The sequence below is a fragment of the Streptomyces nogalater genome (assembly GCF_039532885.1).
Lineage (GTDB): Bacteria > Actinomycetota > Actinomycetes > Streptomycetales > Streptomycetaceae > Streptomyces > Streptomyces nogalater.
Window position 1 is genome coordinate 285,710 of the sequence record NZ_BAAASM010000001.1, and the last position, 22,684, is coordinate 308,393.

The following is a 22,684-nucleotide window of genomic DNA, read 5'->3' on the forward strand; positions in this document are numbered from 1 at the left end:
GAGCCGGGGAGGCTCTGGCCGGGGACGCCGGGGAGTTACTTCCCCAGGGACTCGACCCGCTCCTTCAGGCCCGCCAGCGCCCGGTCGATGACGACCTTCTCCGCCTTGCGCTTGATCATGCCGAGCATGGGGATCTTGACGTCGACGGTGAGCTGGTAGGTGACCTCGGTGGCCTCCTGGCCGGCCGGCTTGAGCAGGTAGGAGCCGTCCAGGGAGCGCAGCATCTGGGACTTGACGAGGGTCCAGGAGACCTCGTGCTCGCCGTGCCAGGTGTAGGCGAGGGTCTGGTCGTCCTTGATGGCGCCCGCGTCCATGACGAGGCGGACCCGCTCGGCGCGGCCGTGGTCGTCGGCGGAGAGGACCTCCGCCTCCTTCACCTCGCCGGTCCAGTCCGGGTAGCGCGCGAAGTCGGCGATCACCGCCATGACGTCGGCGGGAGCCGCCTCGATCGTGATGCTCGAACTGGTGTGTTCCGCCATCGCCGTGGCTCCTCCGGATGCGCGCCGTGTGGGAGAGGTCGTGTGTGCGCCGGATCGCGCACGTGTGTGCAGCGTGAAGGCTACCGCGCCGCCGACCTGCCGCCTTCACCCCGCCCGCGGTGCCTCACCACTCCAGTGCCCAGGGGGTGCCGGTGCCCGCGAAGTGGCCGACGTTCACGCACTCGGTGACGCCGATCCGCATCCGGCGCGCGAGCGGCTGGTGCACATGGCCGAAAAGGGCGTAGCGGGGGCGGGTGCGGCGGATGGCGTCCAGCAGGGCCCGGCTGCCCCGCTCGAAGCGGCGGGCCACGGTGTCGTAGACGAGTTCGGGCACCTCGGGCGGGATGTGGGTGCACAGCACGTCGACCTCGCCGACGGCCTCGATCTTCGCCGCGTACTCCTCGTCGCCGATCTCGTACGGCGTGCGCATCGGGGTGCGCAGGCCGCCGCCGACGAAGCCGAAGGTCCACCCGCCGATCTCCACCCGCTGCCCGTCCAGGACCGTGGTGCCGGGCCGTGCGTACTCCCGCCAGAGCTGCGGCATGTCGACATTGCCGTAGGTGGCGTACGTAGGGGTGGGGAACGCGGCGAACAGCTCCTCGTACTGCCGGCGCACCGCCTTCTCGATGGCGGCGGCCCGGTCGGTGCCGATGCCGCCCCACAGCCGGGCGCCGAACTCGCGGGCCTCGGCGAACCGGCGGGCGGTGCGCAGCTCGACGATGCGGTCCGCGTTCTCCTTGCCGAACAGGTCGGGGAAGATGCCGCGCGAGTGGTCGGCGTAGTCGAGGAAGAGGACGAGGTCGCCCAGGCAGACGAGGGCGTCGGCACCGTCGCCGGCCCGGGCCAGGTCGCGGGCGTTGCCGTGCACATCGCTGACCACGTGGACCCGGGTCCGCCGGTTGCCGGTGCGTGTGGATGCCATGGTGATCAAGGGTAGGCGTGTGGGGTGGAGGTGAACAGTGCCGGTCCGGCCTGCGGTTACTCGCCGGTCGGTTGGGCCGTGGACTACTGTGCGCGAAGGAAAGCCCGCGTGTGTGACGCAGCGAACATCTCGCCGGGACCCCCTGTCGTAGACGCCATACCGGCGGGTAACGTCCGGGCAGTCCAGTCGTGCTCGGATTTCAGCCACCGAAGACCCGAGCACCTGCCCGAGCCTTGGACCGCACCGTCGCATCGCACAACGTCGTGGCGCCGGCGCCCTATGAGGAGCAGCAGTCTTGCGCGAGTTCAGCCTTCCGGCTTTGTACGAGGTCCCTGCGGACGGGAATCTGACCGACATCGTCCGCAGAAACGCCGCGCAGCACCCCGACGTCGCCGTCATCGCCCGCAAGTCGGAGGCCGGCTGGCAGGACGTGACCGCCCGGGAGTTCCTGGCCGAGGTACGCACCGCCGCCAAGGGTCTGATCGCCGCCGGGGTGCAGCCGGGCGACCGGGTGGGCCTGATGTCCCGGACGCGCTACGAGTGGACGCTGCTGGACTTCGCGATCTGGAGCGCGGGCGCCGTCACCGTGCCGGTGTACGAGACCAGTTCGCCGGAGCAGGTGCGCTGGATCCTGTCCGACTCGGGCGCGACCGCCTGTGTGGTGGAGCTGGCGGGCCACGCGGCGGCCGTGGAGTCGGTGCGCGAGTCGCTGCCCGCGCTCAAGCACGTCTGGCAGATCGAGGCCGGGGGCGTGGCCGAGCTGGGCCGGCTCGGCCAGGGTGTGTCGGACCAGACGGTGGAGGAGCGCAGCTCGCTCGCCCGGGCCGACGATCCCGCGACCATCGTGTACACCAGCGGCACCACCGGGCGCCCCAAGGGCTGTGTGCTCACCCACCGCAGCTTCTTCGCCGAGTGCGGGAACGTGGTGGAGCGGCTGCGTCCGCTGTTCCGCACCGGTGAGTGCTCCGTGCTGCTCTTCCTCCCCCTCGCCCATGTCTTCGGACGGCTGGTGCAGGTGGCGCCGATGATGGCGCCGATCAAGCTGGGCTGTGTCCCCGACATCAAGAACCTCACCGACGAACTCGCCGCGTTCCGGCCGACGCTGATCCTCGGTGTGCCCCGAGTCTTCGAGAAGGTGTACAACGCGGCGCGCGCCAAGGCGCAGGCCGACGGCAAGGGGAAGATCTTCGACAAGGCGGCGGACACCGCCATTCGCTACAGCAAGGCGCTGGACAGCCCGTCCGGCCCGTCGTTCGGCCTCAGGCTCAAGCACACGCTCTTCGACAAGCTGGTCTACGGCAAGCTGCGCGCGGTCCTCGGCGGCCGGGGCGAGTACGCCATCTCCGGCGGCGCCCCGCTCGGCGAGCGGCTCGGCCACTTCTTCCGGGGCATCGGCTTCACGGTGCTGGAGGGGTACGGCCTGACCGAGTCCTGTGCGGCGACCGCGTTCAACCCGTGGGACCGGCAGAAGATCGGCACGGTCGGGCAGCCGCTGCCCGGCTCGGTGGTGCGGATCGCGGACGACGGCGAGGTGCTGCTGCACGGCGAGCACCTGTTCAAGGAGTACTGGAACAATCCGGGCGCGACGGCGGATGCGCTGGCCGACGGCTGGTTCCACACCGGTGACATCGGCACCCTGGACGAGGACGGCTATCTGCGGATCACCGGCCGGAAGAAGGAGATCATCGTCACGGCGGGCGGCAAGAACGTGGCGCCGGCGGTGATCGAGGACCGGATCCGGGCGCACGCGCTGGTCGCGGAGTGCATGGTGGTGGGCGACGGGCGGCCGTTCGTGGGCGCTCTGGTCACCGTCGACGAGGAGTTCCTCGGCCGCTGGGCCGCCGAGCACGGCAAGCCGGCGGGTTCCACGGCGGCGTCGCTGAAGGACGACCCGGACCTGCTCGCGGCGATCCAGGCGGCGGTGGACGACGGCAACGCGGCGGTGTCGAAGGCGGAGTCGGTGCGCAAGTTCCGTGTGCTGCCCTGCCAGTTCACGGAGGAGTCGGGGCATCTGACGCCGTCGCTGAAACTGAAGCGGAACGTGGTGGCGAAGGAGTACGCGGACGAGATCGAGGCGCTGTACGCCAAGTGACGCGCCCCCAAGGAGGTGCCCCCTGGGCGCCGTGGGCGGGTGCGGGTCGGACCGTGGGGTAGCTCGCGCCCACGCGGCGGTAGCCGCATGGCGGACGCGGCCCCGCGCCCCTTCCGGGGCGCCGCGCTACAGCAGTGCTTTCAAGTTCTCCGCCAGCAGGTCCCAGCGCCACTTCTCCTCCACCCAGCGGCGGCCCCGCTCGCCCATCCGCCGGCGCAGCCCGGGGTCCTGGAGGAGGGTCACGATGCGGTCGGCGGCCTCCTCGGGCTCGCCGCCCCTGACCACCCAGCCGGTCTCGCCGTCCAGGACCGCGTCGGGGGCGCCGCCCGAGTCGCCCGCGACGACGGGCAGGCCGGTCGCGGAGGCCTCCAGGTAGACGATGCCGAGGCCCTCCACGTCCAGGCCGCCGCGCCGGGTGCGGCAGGGCATGGCGAACACGTCCCCGGCGCCGTAGTGCGCGGGCAGTTCCGGCCAGGGCACGGCGCCGGTGAAGCGGACCGAGCCGGCGACGCCGGTCTCCCGGGCCAGGCGGCGCAGGTCCCGTTCGTAGGGGCCGCCGCCGACGATCAGCAGGACGGTGTCCGGTTCGGCGGCCAGGATCCGGGGCATGGCCTGGATCAGGGTGTCCTGGCCCTTGCGCGGCACCAGCCGGGAGACGCAGACCACGACGGGCCGGTCGGCGAGGCCGAGCCGGGCGCGGACCGCGTCGCCGCCGGAGCCGGGGTGGAAGGTCTTCTCGTCCACCCCCGGCGGCAGTTGCACCATCCGTGCGGCCGCCTGCGGCGTCAGCGCGCCGGCGATCCGGGAGCGGGTGTACTCGCCGAGGTAGGTGAGCGTGTCCGTGGACTGGCCGATGCGGCGCAGCAGTTGCCGGGCGGCGGGCAGCTGGGCCCAGCCGGCCTCGTGCCCGTGGGTGGTGGCCACCAGCCGCTCGGCGCCGGCCCCCCGCAGCGCGGGGGCCATGAGCCCGAGCGGGGCCGCCGCGCCGAACCACACCGAGGTGCAGCCGTGCTCGCGGAGCAGCCCGACCGCGCGCCGGGTGACCCGGGGGGTGGGCAGCAGCATGGTGGTGCGGTCGCGGACGACGGTGAAGGGCTGCTCGGCGTCGAAGGCGGCGGTGGCCTCGGCGCCCTCCCGGCCGCGCTTCCAGGTGGAGGCGTAGACGACCAGCCGGCCGGGGTCCAGGCGGGGCGCCATGTTGTGCAGGAAGGCCTGGATTCCGCCCGGCCGGGGCGGGAAGTCGTTGGTGACGATCAGGGTCTTTCGCATCGCCGCCGACCCTACCGAACGGGCCGTCCCCGGCCGGGCGCGGCCGGGTCTGTGGCACGCGCGGGGATCGGGGGACATCATGGTCGCCCGGAACGGATGCGGAGCGGGGGGAAGCGGATTCGAACGGCAGGGGATCACATGGAGACGAAGGGCGCCGGACGGTCCCCGCTGTGGCTGCTCGCGGCCTGGGCGGTGACCCGCGCGGGGCTGCTGCTGTTCGTGTTCCGGGTGTACGTCCTTTCGGGCCCGGACGTCACCTCGGACGTGTCGGTGATCTACCACGGCTGGTACGAGGTGCTGCGCCGGGGAACGTTTCCGCTGGACGACGTCACCTGGCAGTACCCGCCCGCCGCCGCCCTCGCGATCCTCTCCCCCGCCGCCTTGCCCTTCCTGTCGTACGCGCACGCCTTCTTCGTGCTGGTCTGCCTGACCGACGCGGTGGTGCTGGCGCTGCTGGCGTACGCCGGCACACGGCCCGGCCGGTCCCCGCGCGGGGCCTGGATGTGGGTGGCGGGCGTGCCGCTGCTCGGGCCGACGGTGTACGCCCGCTACGACCTGATGGTGACCGCGGTGGCCGTGGCGGCGCTGCTGGCCGGGGCCCGGCACCCGCGGGTGATGGGGGCGCTGGCCGCGGTCGGCGCGCTGGTGAAGGTGTGGCCGGCGCTGCTGCTGGCCGGTGCCGTCCGGCGGCGGGCGTGGGAGGCGGCGGCGGTGACCGGGGCGGGCATCGCGCTGCTGTTCGCGGTGTCCATGCCGGGCGCCTTCGCGTTCCTGGCCTTCCAGCGGGAGAGGGGCACCGAGGTGGAGTCGCTGGGCGCCCTGGTCTTCCATGTGGCCCGGCACTTCGGCTGGCGCGGCGAGGTGCGGCTGAACTACGGCTCGGTCGAGTTCCTGGGCCCGTGGGTGGACGTGGTGAGCACGGCCGCGCTGGCGCTGACCGGGGCCGCGTTCGGCTGGCTGCTGCTGTGGCGGCTGCGGGCGACCCGGCTGACGGGGGCCGCCCTCGCCGACGCGGCCCTGACGGCGGTCCTGCTGTTCACGGTGACCAGCCGGGTGATCAGCCCGCAGTACCTGGTGTGGCTGGTGGGCCTGGCCGCCGTCTGCCTGACGCACCGGGCGAGCCGGATGGCAGGGCCCGCGCTGCTGATCGCAGGGGCGTCCTTCCTGACCGTCCTGGAGTTCCCGCTCGGTTTCTCGCACGTGGTGGCGAGCGACGGCTACGGCGTCACGCTGCTGGTGCTCCGCAACGGCCTGCTGGTCGCGGCCGCCCTCACCGCGGCCCGCCGTCTGTGGCGCACCACCGTCCCGCCCCGCCCGGCCCCGGCGCCGGCTCGCGGGGGTCAGCCGAGCCGCGTCGTGATGTAGGTCCGCCAGCGGGTGGTGAACGCCCGCGGGGTGGTGCCGAGGACCTCACGCAGGGCCTCCTCGACCGCGCCGGGGCGTCGGCCGTGGGCACCGACGGCGCGGTAGAAGGCGCCGAGCCGGGCCGCGCCCCACCGCTCGGCGATCATCCGGCAGGCCAGCCAGCCGCCCTCGTAGGCCCGCGCCAGCTTCACGGGGTCGCTGGTGAAGCCGAAGTCCTTGTCGGCGGGCAGTGACCCGGGGGTCTCGCCCTCCCGGACGGCGCGGGCCAGTTCGGGGGCGGCCTCGGCGGGGGTGCGGCCGGTGTCGAGGTAGCCGATCCAGTCGGCGTAGCCCTCGGACAGCCACAGCGGGGTGGCGGCGGTGGTGTCCCCCCGGGTGGCCACATGGGTCGTCTCGTGGGTGAGGACGATCTGCTTGCCGGCGTCGGCGAGTCTCGCGTACGCCTCCGGGTTGACCACCACCCGGTCCGCGGGCGCCCGCCCCGAGCCGCCCGCCTCGCCCGTGGTGACCGCCGCGATGCCCTGGTAGTCGGCGGCCGGCGCGCCGAGAAGCGCCGCCATGTCCGCCAGCGACTCGGGGACGAGGACGACCACCCGACGGCTCCAGTGCGTGCCCCACACCCCGGAGACGGCCGGGACCGCCCGGTCGGCCAGCCGGGCGAACCCGGTCAGGCCGGCGGAGCCGCCGGTGCCGAGCACCAGGCTGTGCGCGCCCCTGACGACGCTCACCGTGCCCTGGTCCCACAGTTGCTGCCCGGCCTCGCGGGCGGGCCGCTCGGTGGTGACGTACCAGTGGCCGTCGGCGGTCCGGCCCAGGGTGAGGGTGCGGCGGGCGTCGACCGGGGCCTTGTCGTAGCCGGCGACGCGGTAGCTCAGATCGGCGTCGGCGGTGGCGCCGGAGGCGGTGCGGCGCACGGCGGTGACCCGGTAGGCGAAGGAGGCCAGCGGCAGGGCGCGCAGCCGGGTGTACTGGGCACGGGTGCCCGTCACGGCGTACGCCTGCTCGTCGTGGCCGAGCAGGGCGGCGGAGCGCCGGTCGAGCATCCGCTGCACCTCGGTGCGCACCGGATCGGCCGCCGGCCGCCCCTCGCACCCGGTGAGCGGCAGCAGCACGACGAGCCCTAAGGCTCCGATCCTCCACGCCCGCCCGCGACCAGCCACTCGGCGATGGTACGGCGCGGAGCGCGGTCAGGGCCGGGTGACCGAGGAGACCGGCATCATGCCGACCGGGTCGTAGCGCACCGGGGCGCCGGGATAGGGCGCGTGGATGACCTGGCCGTGGCCCGCGTACAGGGCCACGTGGCTGGCGTCGGAGCGGTAGACGACCAGGTCGCCGGGGCGGGCCTGGGAGAGCGGGATCCGCCGGCCGGCGAACCGCTGCTCCTGCGAGGTGCGCGGCAGCCGGATCCCGGCGTGCGCGTACGCCCACTGGGTCAGGCCCGAGCAGTCGAAGCCCGTGGGGCCGTTGGCGCCCCACACATAGGGGCGGCCGAGGGCGGCGCGGGCGGCGGCCAGGGCGGCGGCGCCCCGGCCGCCGGGAGCGTCGGCGCCGTCCGGGGCGGGCAGGTCCGGGCGGCTGCCGCGCGAGGCCCGGTCGTAGGCGGCACGTTCACCGGCGGGCATGGCGTTGATCAGCTGCCGGGCCCGGGCCAGCTTGCGCTCCACGGTCCGCTTGTGGGCGGCCACGGCCCGGCGGCTGCGCTCCAGTTCGGCGAGGGTACCGGCGACCTCCGCGCGCTCCTGGGCGAGTTCGCGCAGCGCGGACCGCAACTCCCGCAGCCGGCCGGCCTGCCGGGCGCCGAGGCGGTCGAGCGTGGCCGCCTTGTCCAGGTAGTCCTCGGGCTCGGCGGAGAAGAACAGGGCCACGGCCGGGTCGATGCCGCCGGACCGGTACTGGGCGCCGGCCAGCGAACCGAGCTGCTCGCGCAGGTCGTTGACGCGCTGCTGCTGCCGGGCCAGGTGGTCCCGGGTGGCGCGCAGCCTCCGGCGCAGTTCACCGGCGCGCTCGTCGGCCCGGTCGTAGTCCTGGGTCGCCTTCTCGGCCTCCGCGTACAGCCGGTCCACCTCGGCGCGGCCGCCGACGTCCGGTGCCGCGTGTGCCGGTACGGCGCCGAGTGCCGCCGCGGCCGACAGCACGCACAGGGCGGCGGCGCCCCGGTCGAATCCGGACGGTGCAAGGCGGCGATGGGACCCCACGGCAGTCCTTCTGCTGGCGGACGTCTGACCGTTGCCCCGGCGCCGGGGACGGGGAGGCCCCGGCGCCGGGAAACGCGGCAGACAGTAGCCGCGCGCGGGGGCCCGGACCAAAGACCTCGGCGTCAACACATGCTGACGCCCCGCCGCTGACGCAGGTCAACGGCGGGGCGCGGGGTCGTTTACGGCTCCGGTGATTCGCCCGTTCGGGCGCCACCGTGTCCGCGTGTCGCGGGGGGTGTCAGACGCGCACGCCCCACATGAAGGGGCCACCGATGGTGCTCATCGACTCGTAGCGGACGACCGTGCCGGTGCGGGGTGCGTGCAGGACCTGGCCGTTGCCCGCGTACAGGCCCACGTGGTGCAGGTCGTTGAAGAAGAAGACCAGGTCGCCGACCTTCAGATCGTTGACCGAGGTGATCCGCGTGCCGATCTGGGACTGCGCCTCGGAGGTGCGCGGGATGGAGACGCCGGCCTGGGCGTAGGCCCAGGAGGTCAGGCCCGAGCAGTCGTAGGAGGAGGGGCCGGTGGCGCCGTAGACGTACGGCGAGCCGATCTTGGTCTGGGCGGCGGAGAAGGCCGCCTGGGCCCGGCCGGAGCCGGGCACGGCCTCGCCGAGGTCGGGACGCTCGCCGCCGGTGGAGCGGTTGGCGCGCTCCTGGCCCTCCTGGGCGCGCTTCTGCTCTTCCTCGGCGAGCTGCTGCTTCTCCTTGGCCGTCAGGGTGTTCAGCAGCCGCTGGGCCTCGCCGAGCTTGCCCTGGACTTCCTTCTTCTTGTTGCCCAGTTCGGTGCGGGTGGCGGAGAGGTCCTTGAGCTTCTCGGTGGCCTCGGCCCGCTCCTGGGCGAGTTCGCGCTGTTTGTCCTGGATCTTCTTCAGCGCGTCGACCTGCTGGCTGCTCAACTGGTCGAGCGTGGACGCCTTGTCGAGGTAGTCGTCCGGGTCGGAGGAGAGGAACAGCTGGACCGAGGCGTCGATACCGCCGGAGCGGTACTGGGCGGTGGCCAGCGAACCCAGGCCGTCGCGCAGCTTGTTGAGCTCCTCCTGGCCGCGGGCGACGTTGTCCTGGATGGTGGAGATTTCCTTCTGCAGCTTCTGCTGCTTCTCCTTGGCGCCGTTGTACTTCTCGGTCGCCTGCTCGGCCTGCTCGTAGAGCTTGTCGACCTTCGCCTTCACCTCGTCCTTGCTCAGCTTCTCGCTGGGAGCGGCGTTGGCGGCGTTCGCGCTGAGCGCGACGGCAGCGGCGGCTGCGGTGGTCAGCACGGTCACGCGGGTGCGACTCGGCTGCTTGGGTCGACGATGGGACGCCACGGAGGGGGAACTCCTTCTTGAGAGCGATCACCCGTTCGGAGGTTCGAGCCAGACCCTAGTGACCTAGTTGTGATCAGTTCAAATCCTCACGGCAAAAAATCCCGTCACGCCCCGCATTCTTTGCACATGACTCACCTGCAGTGAGGCATGTCTGACCCTGCGTCGCGTGACGACAAGCCCAATCCGGGCGTTACCGGCGCCGGTTGGACCTTCGGGACACCGTCAGGACAATCGCTTCAGAAGCACCGCGGAAGCCACCGGCCGGGCCCCCGCCTTGGCGACCCCGTCGGCCACCTCTCGGTCGGTGGAGGCGACGATGACCGGACGCCCCGGCGGCTCGGCGCGCACCAGCTGCCGGATCAGCTCGTCGGCGGTGACGCCCGGCTTGGAGAACAGCACCCGCACCCCGCGCGGCGGCGCGAGCAGCACCGGCGCGGCCAGTTCGGCGCCGTCGAAAACGCAGGTGACCTCGGCCCCGGTCTGCGCGGCGAGCGCCGAGAGCTGGCCCAGCAGCCTGAGCCGCTGCTTCTCCAGCGGCATCTGCGGATAACCGGTCTTGGTCACGTTGTAGCCGTCGACGACCAGATGCGCCTGCGGCAGCGCCAGCAACTGGTCGAGAATGGCCGGGTCGTTCTCCGACAGGGCGCGCGCCGCGATGTCCTTCGGGGTCATCCGCCCCGGCTCCACCGCGTCGACCGTCTCGGCCGGGCGCACCGACACCGGCGGCAGGGCCAGTTCACGCCTGAGCCCCTGGGTGGCGTCCAGCAGGGTGTCGAGCAGCAGCCGCACCCGCATGTCCTCCACACTGCGGCCTTCCCGGGCCGCCCGGCGGGTGGCCTCCAGCGCGGCCTCGGTCTCGCCCAGGCGGGCCTTGAGCCGCCGGGACTCGCTCTCCGCGGCCGACATCCGCGCCTGCGCCTCGGCGCGTACAGCGTCGATCTCGCCGTGCGCCTTGCGCAGCGCGGCCTCGCCCCGCTTGACGTCGCTGAGCGCGGCGCGCAGCTTGCGGTGCAGCGACTCCGCCTCCTTGCGCGCCGAGTCCAGCTCCGTACGCAGCCGTTCGGTCTCGGTACGGGTGTGGTCGCGGGCCTGCGCCAGCTCCGCGCGCAGCCGCTCCAGCTCGGCCCGGCTCTCCTCGTCGGCCCGCTCGGCGTCCGCGCGCTGGGCCTCCTCGCCGGCCGCGGTGACCAGCTTCACCCAGCCCGCCGGGCGCAGCACATAGGCCGCGGCCGCCACGTCGAGCGGGTCGGCGGCCGGGGGCGGGGAGCCGGCGTCGAGGGCTCCGGCGAGTTCCGGCTGCGCCTCCCGGAACCGCTCGCCGATCCGCTGCCGGAACAGCGCGTCGGTCTCCAGCGCCGCCGCCATCGCGTTCCCGGCGAACTTCGCCCGGCGGTTCGGGGCGAACCGGGCGTACTGCCTCAGCTGGGCGGGCAGTTCCGTCAGGGTCAGCCCGCCGAAGCCGTCCGAGACGATCTGCACGACCCGACGGCGCACACCGTCGGGCAGCGGACGGTCAAGCACCTCAGCGGTGCCGTCGCCCGGCCCCCCGCCTGCGGTCTCCACCATCCGTCACACACCCCAATACCGGAAAGAAGCCTCTCCGGGGCCGCTCCGCTCAGGAGCCGGCGCCCGGCCTGTCCACGAGTTCCACCTGGTCCACCGCGTTGCACCAGCGACAGCGCACCGACTCGATGGTCTCACTGACCACCTCGCGCTCCTCCACCGTCGGCTCGCCGGCCAGGTCCAGGTGCACGTACTCGACGACCTTGGACGAGCGGGTGACGTCGAAACGGGTGAGATTGCCGCAGAGGGTGCAGCGCCACCGGGTCGTGGCGGTCGGCAGGGGAACCGTCATCGCGCTGGTTCGCTTCCTTCTCGTGTCGGTCCGCGCCGCTCCCCGACGCGTGTGGCTCGTAACCCTACGGCCTGGCGACTGCTCGCCGCCCGTCCGTTCCGGGCGGCGAGGCGGTCTGTCGGGTTGCGTCCCGTTACGTCATGCTCTGTAGTCATGATCAGCCCCAGGAGCACGGCGGCCGGCAGGACCCTCGGAGCGGTCCGGGACACTCCGGCGCCGGTGACATACGGCCTCATCGCCCTGTGCTGTGTGCTCTTCGCCCTCGGCCCGGCCTCCGGGCTGGTGCCGGGGTACGGCACCGGGGACGCGCTGCTCGCCGCGCAGCGGGCGTACTTCCGGCGCTGGGGCGTGGTCCCGGCCGAGCTGTTCGACGGGCCGGCCGGGGCCGCGCTCACCCCGGCCACCGCGCTGTTCGTGCACGGCAGCTGGGTGCACCTGCTCGGCAACATGCTCTTCCTCTTCGTCTTCGGAGCGATGACCGAGGAACGGATGGGCCGGGTGGAGTTCACCCTCTTCTACGTCGGCTGCGGCTGCGGCGCCCTGCTCGGCTACGCGGTGGCCAACGCCGCCTCCGGACAGTCGCTGGTCGGCGCCTCCGGTGCGGTCTCGGCGGTCCTCGGAGCCTTCCTGTACCTGTTCCCCCGTGCGCGGGTGACCAGTCTGCTGCCGTTCCTGTTCTTCCTGCCGCTGCGCTTCCCGGCCTGGGTCGTCCTGCCCTGCTGGGCGGCCCTGCAGTGGCTGGCGGCCCAGCGCGCCCCCGACGGGCCCGGGGTGGCCTACCTCGCCCACCTGGTGGGTTTCGGCCTCGGCTTCGGCTACGCGTGGGTGCGCTACGGAAGGAGGAAGGGCGTGAAGGGGGGATCCGGAGGGGCGGTGGTGGGTGACGGGCGGGCGACTAGAGTGAAGGACGCACCGGCTCCGGTCACCGAGGGAGAGAGACAACCGTGATCACCGCGATCGTTCTGATCAAGACCAGCGTGGACCGGATCCCCGAGATCGCCGAGCGGATCGCCGCGCTGGAGAACGTGAGCGAGGTCTTCTCGGTCACCGGCACCTACGACCTGATCGCCATGGTCCGGGTCGCCCGGCACGAGGACCTCGCCGAGGTCATCCCCGGCCGCATCAGCAAGATCCCCGGCGTGCAGGGAACGGACACGCACGTGGCGTTCCGCACCTACTCCCAGCACGACCTGGAGGCCGCGTTCGCGATCGGCCTGGACAACTAGGCCGGGCCCCGGGCCCCCGCGGCCGGGCCGCCCGCTCCGGCACGCCCCGCCGTCCGGGTACAGCACGGCGCCCCGGCCGCGGCCGGGGCGCCCCTCGTCCAGGCTTCACACCGCCGGCACGCAGCGGCCCTCCTCCGTGCGGTACTGCCACTTCGCGCCGTCCCGGACCAGTTCCCTGACGGCGTGCACGAAGCGGTCCACGTGCTCGTCGGGGGTGCCCGCGCCGAAGCTGACGCGGATGGCGTTGAGGGACTTCTCGCCGGGGGCCGCCTCGGGGGCGCCGCACTCGCCCTGGGTCCCCGGGTCGGAGCCGAGCAGGGTGCGCACCAGCGGGTGGGCGCAGAACAGCCCGTCGCGGACGCCGATGCCGTACTCGGCGGAGAGCGCGGCGGCGAAGTGGGAGCTGTTCCAGCCGTCGACGACGAAGGAGAGGACGCCGACGCGCGGGGCGTCGTCGCCGAACAGCGACAGCACGCGCACCTCGGGGACCTCGGCCAGGCCCGCGCGGACCTTGGCGATCAGGTGCTGTTCGCGGGCGACCAGGGTGTCCCAGCCGGCCTCGGTGAGCGCCTTGCAGGCGGCGGCGATGGCGTAGGCGCCGATGACGTTCGGGGAGCCGGCCTCGTGGCGGGCCGCGGTCTCGTGCCACTCGACGGCCACCCCGCCGTCCTCACGCCGGGTCACCCGGCGACTGGCGCCGCCGCCCGCGAGGTAGGGCTCGGCCGCCTGGAGCCAGTCGGCGCGGCCGGCCAGGACGCCGGAGCCGAAGGGGGCGTAGAGCTTGTGGCCGGAGAAGGCGATCCAGTCGACGTCGAGGTCCGTGACGGACACCGGGTGGTGCGGGGCGAGTTGGGCGGCGTCCAGGACGATCCGGGCGCCGTGGGCGTGGGCGGCGGCGGCCAGTTCGCGCACCGGCCACAGCTCGCCGGTGACGTTGGAGGCGCCGGTGACACAGACCAGGGCGGGGCCGTACGGGTCGCGGTCGGCCAGGGCCCGCTCCAGGATCTCCACGGCCTGGCCGGGGGTGCGCGGGGCGTCGAGGTAGGTGACCCGGGCGTGCTGCCAGGGCAGCAGGGAGGCGTGGTGCTCGGTCTCGAACACGAAGACCTGGCAGCCGGCCGGGATCGCCCGGGCCAGCAGGTTGAGGGAGTCGGTGGTGGAGCGGGTGAAGACCACCTGGTCGCCGGCCCGGCAGCCGAGGAACTCGGCGACCGTCCCGCGGGCGTTCTCGAACAGGTCGGTGGAGAGCTGGGAGAGGTAACCGGCCCCACGGTGGACGCTGCCGTAGTACGGGGCGTAGGCGGCGACGTCGTCCCAGACGCGCTGGAGGGCGGGGGCGCTGGCCGCGTAGTCGAGGGCCGCGTAGGTGACCTCGCCCCCGGTGACCAATGGAACGGTGACATCCCGCCCCAGAACGGGCAGAGGGGTGCAAAGCGACTGGTCGGCGGCAGCGGTGGAGACAGACATGGCGGACTCCCGTGAAGGAATACGAGGAAGGGAAAGACAGGGAAAAGGGGTGTGCGGAGGCGGGGCTCTGCGGCCCTAAAGCATTCGCTTGCTCACGGAAGACTCCTCGACGACCAGGATCCCTGGTGGCACGAGGGATCCGCGCTTGCCGCGGACCTTGCTGTCCGCGGCCTGGTCTTCACCCGGGGCACCCCGCCACGGACGGAGGGTTGCCGGACAGTCGGCCGGGGCCTCATGACTGTCACTCATGACCTGGTAGAGGAACGTACGTGAAGTGATCGCCGCCCCGCAACCCGGTGTCCGGATCGCGGGACGGCCCGCCCCGCCGGGCGGTCAGGCGTTGCTGGCGGTCACCCAGCGCTCCAGCGCCCGCCGGGCCGCCCCGGAGTCGATGGACTCGGCGGCCTTCGCCAGCCCCGCGCGGATCCGGTCGGCGAGCGGCTCGTCCGTCGGGTCCAGGGCCGTCAGCGCCGCCGCCGCGTTCAGCAGGACGGCGTCCCGTACGGCACCCCGCTCGCCGTCCAGCAGCCGTCGGGCGACCTGGGCGTTGTAGGCCGGGTCGCCGCCGCGCAGGGCCTCCACCGGGACCAGGTCGATGCCGACGTCCCGGGGGTCGAAGGACTCCTCGGTGACCTTGCCGTCGCGCACCACCCAGACCCGGGAGGTGGCCGTCGTGGTCAGTTCGTCCAGCCCGTCGTCACCGCGGAAGACCAGCGAGGAGTTGCCGCGTTCGGCGAGCACGCCCGCGACGATCGGGGCCTCGCGGGCGACGGCCACGCCGACCGCCTGGGCCCGCACCCGCGCCGGGTTGGTCAGCGGGCCGAGCAGGTTGAACACCGTTCGGATACCCAACTGCCCACGCGCGGCGCCGACATGACGCAGCGCCGGGTGGAACTTCACGGCGAAGCAGAAGGTGATCCCGGCCTCCTCGGCGACCTCGGCCACCCGGCGGGGCGTGAGGTCGAGGTTGACCCCGAGCTTCTCCAGCACGTCGGAGGAGCCGGACGCCGAGGACGCGGCCCGGTTGCCGTGCTTGACGACCTTCGCGCCCGTGCCGGCGACGACGAGCGAGGCCATCGTGGAGATGTTCACCGTCTTGGCCCCGTCGCCGCCGGTGCCGACGATGTCCACGGTGCGGCCGGGCACCTCGATCACGTTCGCGTGCCGGTACATCGTGCGGACCAGGCCGGTGATCTCCTCGACCGTCTGCCCCTTCGCCCGCAGCGCCACCGCGAACCCGGCGATCTGCGCGTCGGTCGCCTCGCCCCGCATGATCTTGTCCATCGCCCACGCGGTGTCGTCGGCGCCGAGGTCCCGGCCCTCCAGCAGACCGTTCAGCAGGACGGGCCAGGAGCGGCCCGCCGCGGTGTCGCCTCCAGCGGGGGTCACAGCGCTCATCAGCCGCTCCTTGTCCAGATACCTGCTCGTCGTACACCACCCTATCCAGCCGGACGCGCGCCGAGGGGCCCCGTCCGGGTCACGGACGGGGCCCCTCGGCGCGCCGGGGATCAGTGGTGGCCGTGGCCGCTCGCGATCTCCTTGTACTCGTCGACGGTCGGCTTGGGGATCTGGCTCTCCTCGCCGTAGTAGGCGTGGGACAGCTTCACGCGCAGCTTCTCCGAGGCCGGAACCTTGCGCTCGACGCCGTTCTCGTCGACCGTCGGGCCGATCTCGGCCGGTGCGTACTGCTTGTGCGAGGTGAGGGTGTGCAGCTGCTCCTGGCTGAGCGGCTCGTGCACCTCGATGTACTCGCCGTGCGGGAGCCGTTTGACGATGCCGGTCTCGCGGCCGTGCAGCACCTTGTCGCGGTCCCGGCGCTGCAGGCCGAGGCAGATCCGCTTGGTGACGATGAAGGCGATGACCGGGCCGACGAAGTAGGCGATCCGGACGAACCAGGTGACGGCGTTGATCGACAGGTGGAAGTGGGTGGCGACGATGTCGTTGCCGCCGCCGATCAGCATCACGAAGTACACGGTCAGCCAGGCGACACCGAACGCGGTGCGGGTGGCGGCGTTGCGCGGGCGGTCCAGGATGTGGTGCTCGCGCTTGTCGCGGGTGATCCACGCCTCGATGAACGGGTAGGCCGCGATGGCCGCGAGGATCAGGCCGAACATGACCAGCGGGACGAACACGCCCAGCACGAGGGTGTGGCCCCAGAAGTTGATCTCCCAGCCCGGCATGGCGCGGATGAGGCCCTCGGCCATGCCCATGTACCAGTCGGGCTGGGCGCCGGTGGAGACCTGGTCGGGACGGTAGGGGCCGATCGCCCAGATCGGGTTGATCTGGGCGATGGCGGCCAGGGCCGCGAGGACGCCGAAGACGAGGAAGAAGAAGCCTCCGGCCTTGGCCATGTAGACGGGCAGCAGCGGCATGCCGACGACGTTCTTCTCGGTCTTGCCGGGACCCGCGAACTGCGTGTGCTTGTGGTAGAAGACCAGGATCAGGTGGGCCACCATCAGGCCCAGCATCAGGCCCGGCAGCAGCAGGATGTGGATGGTGTAGAAGCGGGCCACGAACTCGTGGCCGGGGAACTCCCCGCCGAAGAGGAAGAACGACAGATACGTGCCGACGATCGGCACGGACAGGATCGCGCCCTCCATGAAGCGGACACCGGTGCCGGAGAGCAGGTCGTCCGGGAGCGAGTAGCCGGTGAAGCCGGTGAACATGCCGAGCACGAGCAGCAGGAAGCCGAACAGCCAGTTCAGCTCGCGCGGCTTGCGGAAGGCGCCGGAGAAGAACACGCGCATCATGTGCACGAACATCCCGGCGATGAACACGACCGCGCCCCAGTGGTGGATCTGCCGGACGAGCAGGCCGCCGCGCACGTCGAAGGAGATGTGCAGGGTCGAGCTGAACGCCTCCGACATCATCTGCCCCTGCAGCGGGACGTAGCCGCCGTGGTACTCCACCTCGTTCATCGCCGGGTGGAAGAACAGCGTCAGATAGACGCCCGTCAGGATGATGATCAGAAACGAGTAGAGGCAGATCTCGCCCAGCATGAACGACCAGTGGTCGGGGAAGATCTTGCGCATGTTGGCCTTGGCCAGGGTGTAGAGCCCCAGCCGGCCGTCGGCCCAGTCGGCGAGGCGCTCGCCTGCCGGTGCCGCCCCGCGGGGGCGGCCGGCCGCGCCGGGTCGAGGGGTTTCGTTCGGTGCAGTACTCATCCGCGCTCCCAGAAAGCAGGACCGACGGGCTCCTCGAAGTCGCCGAGCGCCTGGAGGTAACCCTCGTTGTCCACGCCGATGCGCAGCTGCGGCAGGGCGTGGCCGGCGGGGCCGAAGATCACTCGGGCGCCGTCGGTGAGGTCGAAGGTGGACTGGTGGCAGGGACACAGCACGTGGCGCGTCTGCTGTTCGTAGAGCGAGATCGGGCAGCCCACGTGGGTGCAGATCTTCGAGTAGGCGACGATGCCCTGGTGCGACCAGTCGAGCTCGCGCTTGTCCTTGATGTCGTCCGGCTGGAGCCGGACGATCATCAGGGCCGCCTTGGCGATCTCGTTCTGGAAGTCCTCGTCGTGCTCGGACAGGCCCTCGGGCATGGCGAAGGTCAGCGAGCCGACGGTCACGTCTTCCGGGCGCAGCGGCCGGCCGGTGTTCATGTCGGCCAGGCGCTTGCCCTTGGCCCACAGGGTGTGGCGCAGCTTGGTGCCGGGTGCCGGCCCCAGGCCGCCGAGCAGCATCAGACCGGTCAGCGGCACCAGCGCCATCGCACCGAGCAGGGTGGTGCGGATCAGCTTGCGGCGGCCGAAACCTGACTCCGCGGCACCCTGGCGGAAGTCCGCGTGGACCTTCGCCCGCACCTGGGGCGCCGCCTCGATCGGGTGCCGGTCGTCGGCGGTCTCCACGTCCGACATCAAGGTGCGGGCCCAGTGGACCGCGCCCGCGCCGATGCAGAACAGCGCCACACCCAGCGTCAGCCCCAACGCGAAGTTCATCGCGCCGATGCGGCCCAGCGGGAAGACGAAAATCGACTTGTCGGGGGGAATCAGCAGGTAGGCGACGATGAAACCGATGGTCGCCAGCATCGACACGGTGAACAGCAGGGCCACCGTGTGCTCGGACCGCTTCGCGGCCCGCTCGTCGACGTCCTGGATCCGGTGCTCGTGCGGCGGCAGTCCGGGGTCCGCGAACGGGTTCTCCTCGTCGGCCACGGAGACGGCACCGTGCACACCTTCGCCGGCGGGCTGCTCGGCACGCGGACGCCCTTCCGGCATGTCCCGGTTTCCCATAGTGCTCCAGACCGCCGTGGTTTGGTGTATTCACACCGTACTACGTAGATTGTCCGGATAGCCGGGCCATTACTCCGGCCGGGGGTGTTTCCGCACAAGGGCCGCGACCGCCCGCCGGCCCCTTCCCCCGCAAGGCCCGCGCGCTCCCGGCCGGAAGGGCCGCGCGCGCCGTCGCACGGCCCGGCCGGTGCCGTCCGGCCAGGTTTCGTTCACCACCCGTAATCCGGCCACCTGTGAATCGACGTTAGAAAGCTCACGTTTAGCGGCCCATTGCGGTAAATCGGCCGTATCGCGGAACCCGACGGGTCATCAACTCGCCGCGTTATGGCGGGATTCGGCCAAACAGCTGACCGAACGTTATCATCTGGTTACCTCGCCGGTATCGATCCGTTATCGCCGTGATCATAAGGTGATTTTCGTTCTCACCGCGCAAGGGAATTCCCCTCCGTCGCCAGCGCACACGACGGGGGAAGCGGGACCGGCCAACGAGCTTTCTCATTGTTCTCCCGGGGCCCCGACGTATGTCCGATCGGCATTTCCGCGGGCTACACCAGCACAAAGACGGGGAAAAAATTCGTGTCACAAACTCGCATTGTCGACGTGGTTAATTTCATGCCGGAGCGGGTGGTCAGGAACAGCGAGCTGCCGGGCGAGGGCGGCGATCTCGGCGACCACGCGTTCTTCGCGGGCGTGCACGAGCGGCGCTTCGCCTGGCCCGACTACACGTCAGCCCGGCTGGGCGCGAAGGCACTTGAGAAGCTGCTGGAGCGAAACGGCGTACCGGCGGCCGACGTCGATCTCATCATCTGCGCCTCCCAGCTGAACGACGCCTTCTCACCCGGCGTGGGCACGGCCATCCAGTACGCGGTCGGCGCCACCAAGGCGGCCGTGCTCCAGGTGGACAACGGCTGCTGCTCCTGGATCTCCTCCATCAACACGGCCCGGGCCTTCATCGACTCGGGCCAGTACCGTACGGTCGCGGTGGTCACGGTCACCAACTTCGTGTCCCGGCTCGAGGAGTTCCAGAAGGCGCCCGAGTCCCGGGTGCTCGGTGACGGGGCGTCCGCCACCCTCGTCACGGCCGGCGACGAGCCGACCATCCTCTCCATCCACGAGCAGGCCTTCGGGGAGAACTGGGGAGCGCTCAAGGTCGAGCCGGACACCGTCGAGGGCATGGAGATCCCCTACTGGTCGGCCGGCTCCGGCGCGCTCACCGTGAAGTTCGACCAGTCCATGCTGGCGCGTCTGTACACCGTCACCATGGAACAGCTTCCCCAGGCGGTCGACATCGCGCTGGAGAAGGCCGGTGTGGAGAACAAGGACGTCGCTTTCCTGATCACCCACCAGCCGAACGAGAAATACGTCGCCGAGTGGCGCAAGCGCTGCGGTTTCGACGATTCCCGGGCGCACGACACGCTCGCCACCTACGGCAACATGTTCCAGGGCACCCTTCCGGTGACTTTCGCCGACGCCCTCGACAAGAAGATGATCTCGCCCGGCGATCTCATCGCGTTCGCGACCTTCTCCCACGGCGGAGAACTCGTCGGTTCCATGGTCTGGCGCTGGAACTGATCTTCCGGGGCATCCCCGCCTGCCCGTTCTCTTTCATTCCGTTCATTCTTTTACCACTTCATGAGGAGAAGTATGTCCCAGCGCGTTCCCGACGAGTCGGGTCTGGCCCAGAACTACGTCCTGGACCGGTCCGACCTTGAGGGCCTGGACCTGGTGTGGAACGAGAACACCGGCATGGACGACATGATGAAGCTCATGGAGAGCAAGACGAAGGAGACGTACGACCACGGCGAGATCTTCGGTCAGTACTGCTCCCTCGCCGAGCACATCAACGTCCCCTACGACATCGTCTTCGAGTACGCGGCCAACGCCCGCTCCCTGGAGGAGTGGACGTACAGCATCCGCAACATGAAGCACCTCGGCGGCGGTCTGTACCGCGCGGACGAGATGATCCAGCCGAACACGGACATCTACATCCGCGCCGACGCGCAGAAGGGTCCCGAGCACGGTCTCGTGGTCTACCCGTGCGCCTGGGACCAGGGCCACGAGCTGTGGATGCGGTACTACATGACGATCATCGACTCGTCGAAGGTCCTCAACAAGCCGGGCACCGTGGTGCTGTGGACCAACTGCAAGCACCCGTACTACGACCGTACGACGGAGAACGTCCCGGACTACATCGCCGAGGGCCGGGCCCGCACCGACCGCGTCTGGGTCGGTGACATCTGGCCCGTCTTCCACGCCGGCCACAGCATCGAGATGGGCAACCTCAAGCGGATCCTGGAGCACCGCTTCGGCGCCGACAAGGCCTGAGCCCGCCGCGGGGCGGCCCCGGCCGCCCCGCTTCAGCACCACGACGAAGCACACGCCACACATGGGGGATCAATGCGGCTGGCCGATGCCTTGGTCACGGTTCTGCGCGACCTGGACACCAGGTACGTTTTCGGAGTCAGTGGCGCGAACATCGAGCACGTCCACGATGCGATCGAAAGGCTCGGTCAGGGCCGTCTGACGTCCGTGCTGGCGAAGCGGGAGGACGGCGCGGCGAACATGGCGGACGCCCGCGCCCGGGTGCACCGCACGCTGGGGGTGTGCTGTTCGACCTCCGGCGGCGGCATGATGAACCTGGTGGCCGGGCTGGCCGAGTCCCACGCGGAGTCGGTGCCGGTCCTCGCGCTGGTCGGGCAGCCGCCGGCCGCCCTGGACGGCCGGGGCTCCTTCCAGGACTCCTCCGGGATCGGCCGGAGTGTGGACGCCCGGGCGCTGCTGAGCGCCGTCACCAAGAAGACCGTCCGGGTCACCGGGGCGGAGGGCTTCTGGGACCTGCTGCGCGACGCGGTCTCCACCTGCCTCGGCGGCCGCAAGGGCCCGGTGGCCCTGCTGCTCCCCCGGGACGTCTACGAGCTGGAGGTCGGCGACCTCCCGGCCGACTGGCCGACCCACCTCGGCGCCTTCATCGAGCCCGAACCACTGCCCGGGCAGGAGGTGTCCGCCCTCTTCGACCGGCTGCGCGGGGCCGACGCCCCGGTGCTGCTGCTCGGCCACGGCAACCGCCGCTCCTGTGACCCGGAGGCGGTGCGCGTCTTCGCCGAGCGGACCCGGATCCCCGTGGTGACCACCATGGGCGCACGCGGCGAGTTCCCCAACGACAGCGACCTGTACCTCGGCGTCGTCGGCGAGGGCGGCCACCCCTCGGCCGCCGAGTACGTGGCCAAGTCGGACTTCGTGGTCCTGGTGGGCACCGGCCTGGCCATGATGACCCGGCGCGCGCTGGGCGACTGGGACCCGGCCCGGGCCGGCGCGGTCAACATCGACCTCGGCGAGATCGAGCGGTCGGACCTCGCCGGCACCACGGTCCGCGGGGACATCGGCGAGGTGTTCCGGCTGCTGGAACGGCTGAGGACACAACGCCCCTTCACGGCTCCGCCGGTCGCCGGCTACGAGCTGACCCGCTTCGTGGCCCGGCCCGCCGTGCCCGTCCCGGGGCGCACCGGCGGGACGGGCGAGGACGCGCTGCTGCAGAGCGAGGCCGTCCGGCTGCTCCAGGAACACCTGCCGCAGGGCGGCCACCTGCTCTACGACGCCGGGAACTGCGCCGTCGCCGCCATGCACTACGGGTCCGTCCCGGCCGGCTCCTCCTCCACCATCGCCCTGGGCATGGGCGGCATGGGCTACAGCGTCGGGGCGGCCGTCGGCGCCCAGCTGGGCTCGCCGGAAGGCACCCGGACGGTGGTGTTCTGCGGGGACGGGGCGTTCCTGATGAGCGGCCTGGAGACGCACACCGCCGTGGAGCTGGGCCTGCCCATCCTGTACGTCGTCTTCAACAACGGCATGCACGGCATGTGCGCCACGCGCCAGCAGCGGTTCTTCGACTCCCGGATCACCACCGTGGACTACACGCCCGTCGACGTGTGCACGGTGGCGCGGGGCCTGGGCTCCCCCGACCGGCTGTGGGTCGGCAGTGCCGGGACCGCCGCCGAGCTGGCCGGGCGGCTGGAGGAGTACCGGCGCCACGCGCATCTGCCCGGGGTCCTCGAACTCCGGCTCACCGTGGAGGAGGAGCCGCCCTTCGCCTCCTTCCTGCCCGCCGACGCCCCCACCGTGTCGGTGCCCAGGCAACGACAGGCCGCCGTCTCCCGCGAGATGACCGGCAGCGCCCTCTGACGCGTCGCCCTCCGTACGCCTCCGTCCGCGGTTCCGTCAGCCGTCCCGCCGCCGCACCCGGCCGAGCGGGACGGCGGGGACGCGCGGGCCCCACCGGAAAGAAC

19 protein-coding genes and 1 riboswitch are annotated in these 22,684 nt (G+C 71.8%); of the genes, 7 read left to right on the plus strand and 12 right to left on the minus strand.

The annotated features are described in order from the left end of the window. Positions 1-35: 35 nt before the first annotated feature. Both ABD350_RS01310 and ABD350_RS01315 read right to left on the minus strand, forming a co-directional pair. Positions 36-479: an SRPBCC family protein gene (locus tag ABD350_RS01310; RefSeq protein WP_344345519.1), complete on the minus strand. Its 444-nt coding sequence runs from the start codon at positions 477-479 to the stop codon at positions 36-38. Between the two features lie 124 nt (positions 480-603). Next, positions 604-1,401 (minus strand): metallophosphoesterase family protein, encoded by a 798-nt coding sequence (locus ABD350_RS01315; protein WP_344345520.1) that lies wholly within the window; start codon positions 1,399-1,401, stop codon positions 604-606. Positions 1,402-1,696: 295 nt separating this feature from the next. Here ABD350_RS01315 and ABD350_RS01320 point away from each other — a divergent pair, with 295 nt between their 5' ends. Further along, a complete protein-coding gene (locus ABD350_RS01320; protein WP_344345521.1) occupies positions 1,697-3,493 on the plus strand; it encodes an AMP-dependent synthetase/ligase in 1,797 nt (598 codons plus the stop codon). 126 nt (positions 3,494-3,619) lie between these two features. On the opposite strand, the gene ABD350_RS01325 is transcribed toward ABD350_RS01320, so the two are convergent. Continuing rightward, positions 3,620-4,762 (minus strand): glycosyltransferase family 4 protein, encoded by a 1,143-nt coding sequence (locus ABD350_RS01325; RefSeq protein ID WP_344345522.1) that lies wholly within the window; start codon positions 4,760-4,762, stop codon positions 3,620-3,622. A 138-nt stretch (positions 4,763-4,900) separates the two neighbouring features. Between ABD350_RS01325 and ABD350_RS01330 the strand changes: the two genes are divergently transcribed. Next, the gene (locus ABD350_RS01330) at positions 4,901-6,127 is read left to right on the plus strand and encodes a glycosyltransferase 87 family protein (protein WP_344345523.1); all 1,227 of its coding nucleotides are present in this window, start codon (positions 4,901-4,903) and stop codon (positions 6,125-6,127) included. On the opposite strand, the gene ABD350_RS01335 is transcribed toward ABD350_RS01330, so the two are convergent. The 5 genes from ABD350_RS01335 to ABD350_RS01355 all read right to left on the minus strand — a co-directional run bounded on the left by ABD350_RS01335 (position 6,103) and on the right by ABD350_RS01355 (position 11,483). Then, complete coding sequence (locus tag ABD350_RS01335; RefSeq protein WP_344345524.1) at positions 6,103-7,287, minus strand: hypothetical protein; 1,185 nt, start codon at positions 7,285-7,287, stop codon at positions 6,103-6,105. The genes ABD350_RS01330 and ABD350_RS01335 overlap by 25 nt on opposite strands. Positions 7,288-7,314: 27 nt before the next feature. Continuing rightward, on the minus strand, positions 7,315-8,322 hold the full coding sequence (locus ABD350_RS01340) for a C40 family peptidase (protein ID WP_344345526.1): 1,008 nt from the start codon (positions 8,320-8,322) through the stop codon (positions 7,315-7,317). Positions 8,323-8,560: 238 nt separating this feature from the next. After that, positions 8,561-9,628, minus strand: coding sequence for a C40 family peptidase (locus tag ABD350_RS01345; RefSeq protein WP_344345527.1), 1,068 nt, complete (start codon positions 9,626-9,628; stop codon positions 8,561-8,563). 222 nt (positions 9,629-9,850) lie between these two features. After that, positions 9,851-11,194 (minus strand): NYN domain-containing protein, encoded by a 1,344-nt coding sequence (locus ABD350_RS01350; RefSeq protein WP_344345528.1) that lies wholly within the window; start codon positions 11,192-11,194, stop codon positions 9,851-9,853. Between the two features lie 49 nt (positions 11,195-11,243). Next, positions 11,244-11,483: a hypothetical protein gene (locus tag ABD350_RS01355; protein WP_014672226.1), complete on the minus strand. Its 240-nt coding sequence runs from the start codon at positions 11,481-11,483 to the stop codon at positions 11,244-11,246. A gap of 153 nt (positions 11,484-11,636) precedes the next feature. Here ABD350_RS01355 and ABD350_RS01360 point away from each other — a divergent pair, with 153 nt between their 5' ends. Further along, positions 11,637-12,431: a rhomboid family intramembrane serine protease gene (locus tag ABD350_RS01360; RefSeq protein WP_344345530.1), complete on the plus strand. Its 795-nt coding sequence runs from the start codon at positions 11,637-11,639 to the stop codon at positions 12,429-12,431. Next, complete coding sequence (locus ABD350_RS01365) at positions 12,428-12,709, plus strand: Lrp/AsnC family transcriptional regulator (RefSeq protein WP_344345532.1); 282 nt, start codon at positions 12,428-12,430, stop codon at positions 12,707-12,709. Before ABD350_RS01360 ends, ABD350_RS01365 begins: the two co-directional genes overlap by 4 nt. Positions 12,710-12,814: 105 nt before the next feature. Here the strand turns inward: ABD350_RS01365 and ABD350_RS01370 are convergent, their stop codons facing one another. The 4 genes from ABD350_RS01370 to qcrA all read right to left on the minus strand — a co-directional run bounded on the left by ABD350_RS01370 (position 12,815) and on the right by qcrA (position 18,404). Then, positions 12,815-14,176 carry an aminotransferase class V-fold PLP-dependent enzyme gene (locus ABD350_RS01370; protein ID WP_344345534.1) on the minus strand — a complete coding sequence of 454 codons (1,362 nt, stop codon included), beginning with the start codon at positions 14,174-14,176 and terminating at the stop codon, positions 12,815-12,817. A 136-nt stretch (positions 14,177-14,312) separates the two neighbouring features. Further along, positions 14,313-14,429: riboswitch (SAM riboswitch) on the minus strand. Between the two features lie 80 nt (positions 14,430-14,509). Continuing rightward, positions 14,510-15,574 (minus strand): anthranilate phosphoribosyltransferase, encoded by a 1,065-nt coding sequence (gene trpD / locus ABD350_RS01375; RefSeq protein WP_344345536.1) that lies wholly within the window; start codon positions 15,572-15,574, stop codon positions 14,510-14,512. 110 nt (positions 15,575-15,684) lie between these two features. Continuing rightward, entirely contained in the window at positions 15,685-17,340 is a 1,656-nt protein-coding gene (gene qcrB / locus ABD350_RS01380) for a cytochrome bc1 complex cytochrome b subunit (RefSeq protein WP_344345538.1), read from the minus strand. Next, positions 17,337-18,404 (minus strand): cytochrome bc1 complex Rieske iron-sulfur subunit, encoded by a 1,068-nt coding sequence (gene qcrA, locus ABD350_RS01385; RefSeq protein ID WP_344345540.1) that lies wholly within the window; start codon positions 18,402-18,404, stop codon positions 17,337-17,339. Before qcrA ends, qcrB begins: the two co-directional genes overlap by 4 nt. A 612-nt stretch (positions 18,405-19,016) precedes the next feature. Between qcrA and ABD350_RS01390 the strand changes: the two genes are divergently transcribed. The 3 genes from ABD350_RS01390 to ABD350_RS01400 all read left to right on the plus strand — a co-directional run bounded on the left by ABD350_RS01390 (position 19,017) and on the right by ABD350_RS01400 (position 22,580). Beyond that, a complete protein-coding gene (locus ABD350_RS01390; protein WP_344345542.1) occupies positions 19,017-19,976 on the plus strand; it encodes a 3-oxoacyl-ACP synthase III family protein in 960 nt (319 codons plus the stop codon). Positions 19,977-20,048: 72 nt separating this feature from the next. Further along, on the plus strand, positions 20,049-20,729 hold the full coding sequence (locus tag ABD350_RS01395; protein ID WP_229896674.1) for a hypothetical protein: 681 nt from the start codon (positions 20,049-20,051) through the stop codon (positions 20,727-20,729). A gap of 72 nt (positions 20,730-20,801) precedes the next feature. Further along, a complete protein-coding gene (locus tag ABD350_RS01400; RefSeq protein WP_344345545.1) occupies positions 20,802-22,580 on the plus strand; it encodes a thiamine pyrophosphate-binding protein in 1,779 nt (592 codons plus the stop codon). Positions 22,581-22,684: the final 104 nt, after the last annotated feature.

Excerpts from the sequence above, each read along its gene's own strand:
- ABD350_RS01390 (WP_344345542.1), top strand. The coding sequence starts at position 19,017 with ATGCCGGAGCGGGTGGTCAGGAACAGCGAGCTGCCGGGCGAGGGCGGC.
- qcrA (WP_344345540.1), bottom strand. The coding sequence starts at position 18,404 with ATGGGAAACCGGGACATGCCGGAAGGGCGTCCGCGTGCCGAGCAGCCC.
- ABD350_RS01370 (WP_344345534.1), bottom strand. The coding sequence starts at position 14,176 with ATGTCTGTCTCCACCGCTGCCGCCGACCAGTCGCTTTGCACCCCTCTG.
- ABD350_RS01355 (WP_014672226.1), bottom strand. The coding sequence starts at position 11,483 with ATGACGGTTCCCCTGCCGACCGCCACGACCCGGTGGCGCTGCACCCTC.
- qcrB (WP_344345538.1), bottom strand. The coding sequence starts at position 17,340 with ATGAGTACTGCACCGAACGAAACCCCTCGACCCGGCGCGGCCGGCCGC.
- ABD350_RS01400 (WP_344345545.1), top strand. The coding sequence starts at position 20,802 with ATGCGGCTGGCCGATGCCTTGGTCACGGTTCTGCGCGACCTGGACACC.
- ABD350_RS01395 (WP_229896674.1), top strand. The coding sequence starts at position 20,049 with ATGTCCCAGCGCGTTCCCGACGAGTCGGGTCTGGCCCAGAACTACGTC.
- ABD350_RS01330 (WP_344345523.1), top strand. The coding sequence starts at position 4,901 with ATGGAGACGAAGGGCGCCGGACGGTCCCCGCTGTGGCTGCTCGCGGCC.
- ABD350_RS01360 (WP_344345530.1), top strand. The coding sequence starts at position 11,637 with ATGATCAGCCCCAGGAGCACGGCGGCCGGCAGGACCCTCGGAGCGGTC.
- ABD350_RS01310 (WP_344345519.1), bottom strand. The coding sequence starts at position 479 with ATGGCGGAACACACCAGTTCGAGCATCACGATCGAGGCGGCTCCCGCC.
- ABD350_RS01350 (WP_344345528.1), bottom strand. The coding sequence starts at position 11,194 with ATGGTGGAGACCGCAGGCGGGGGGCCGGGCGACGGCACCGCTGAGGTG.
- trpD (WP_344345536.1), bottom strand. The coding sequence starts at position 15,574 with ATGAGCGCTGTGACCCCCGCTGGAGGCGACACCGCGGCGGGCCGCTCC.
- ABD350_RS01325 (WP_344345522.1), bottom strand. The coding sequence starts at position 4,762 with ATGCGAAAGACCCTGATCGTCACCAACGACTTCCCGCCCCGGCCGGGC.
- ABD350_RS01315 (WP_344345520.1), bottom strand. The coding sequence starts at position 1,401 with ATGGCATCCACACGCACCGGCAACCGGCGGACCCGGGTCCACGTGGTC.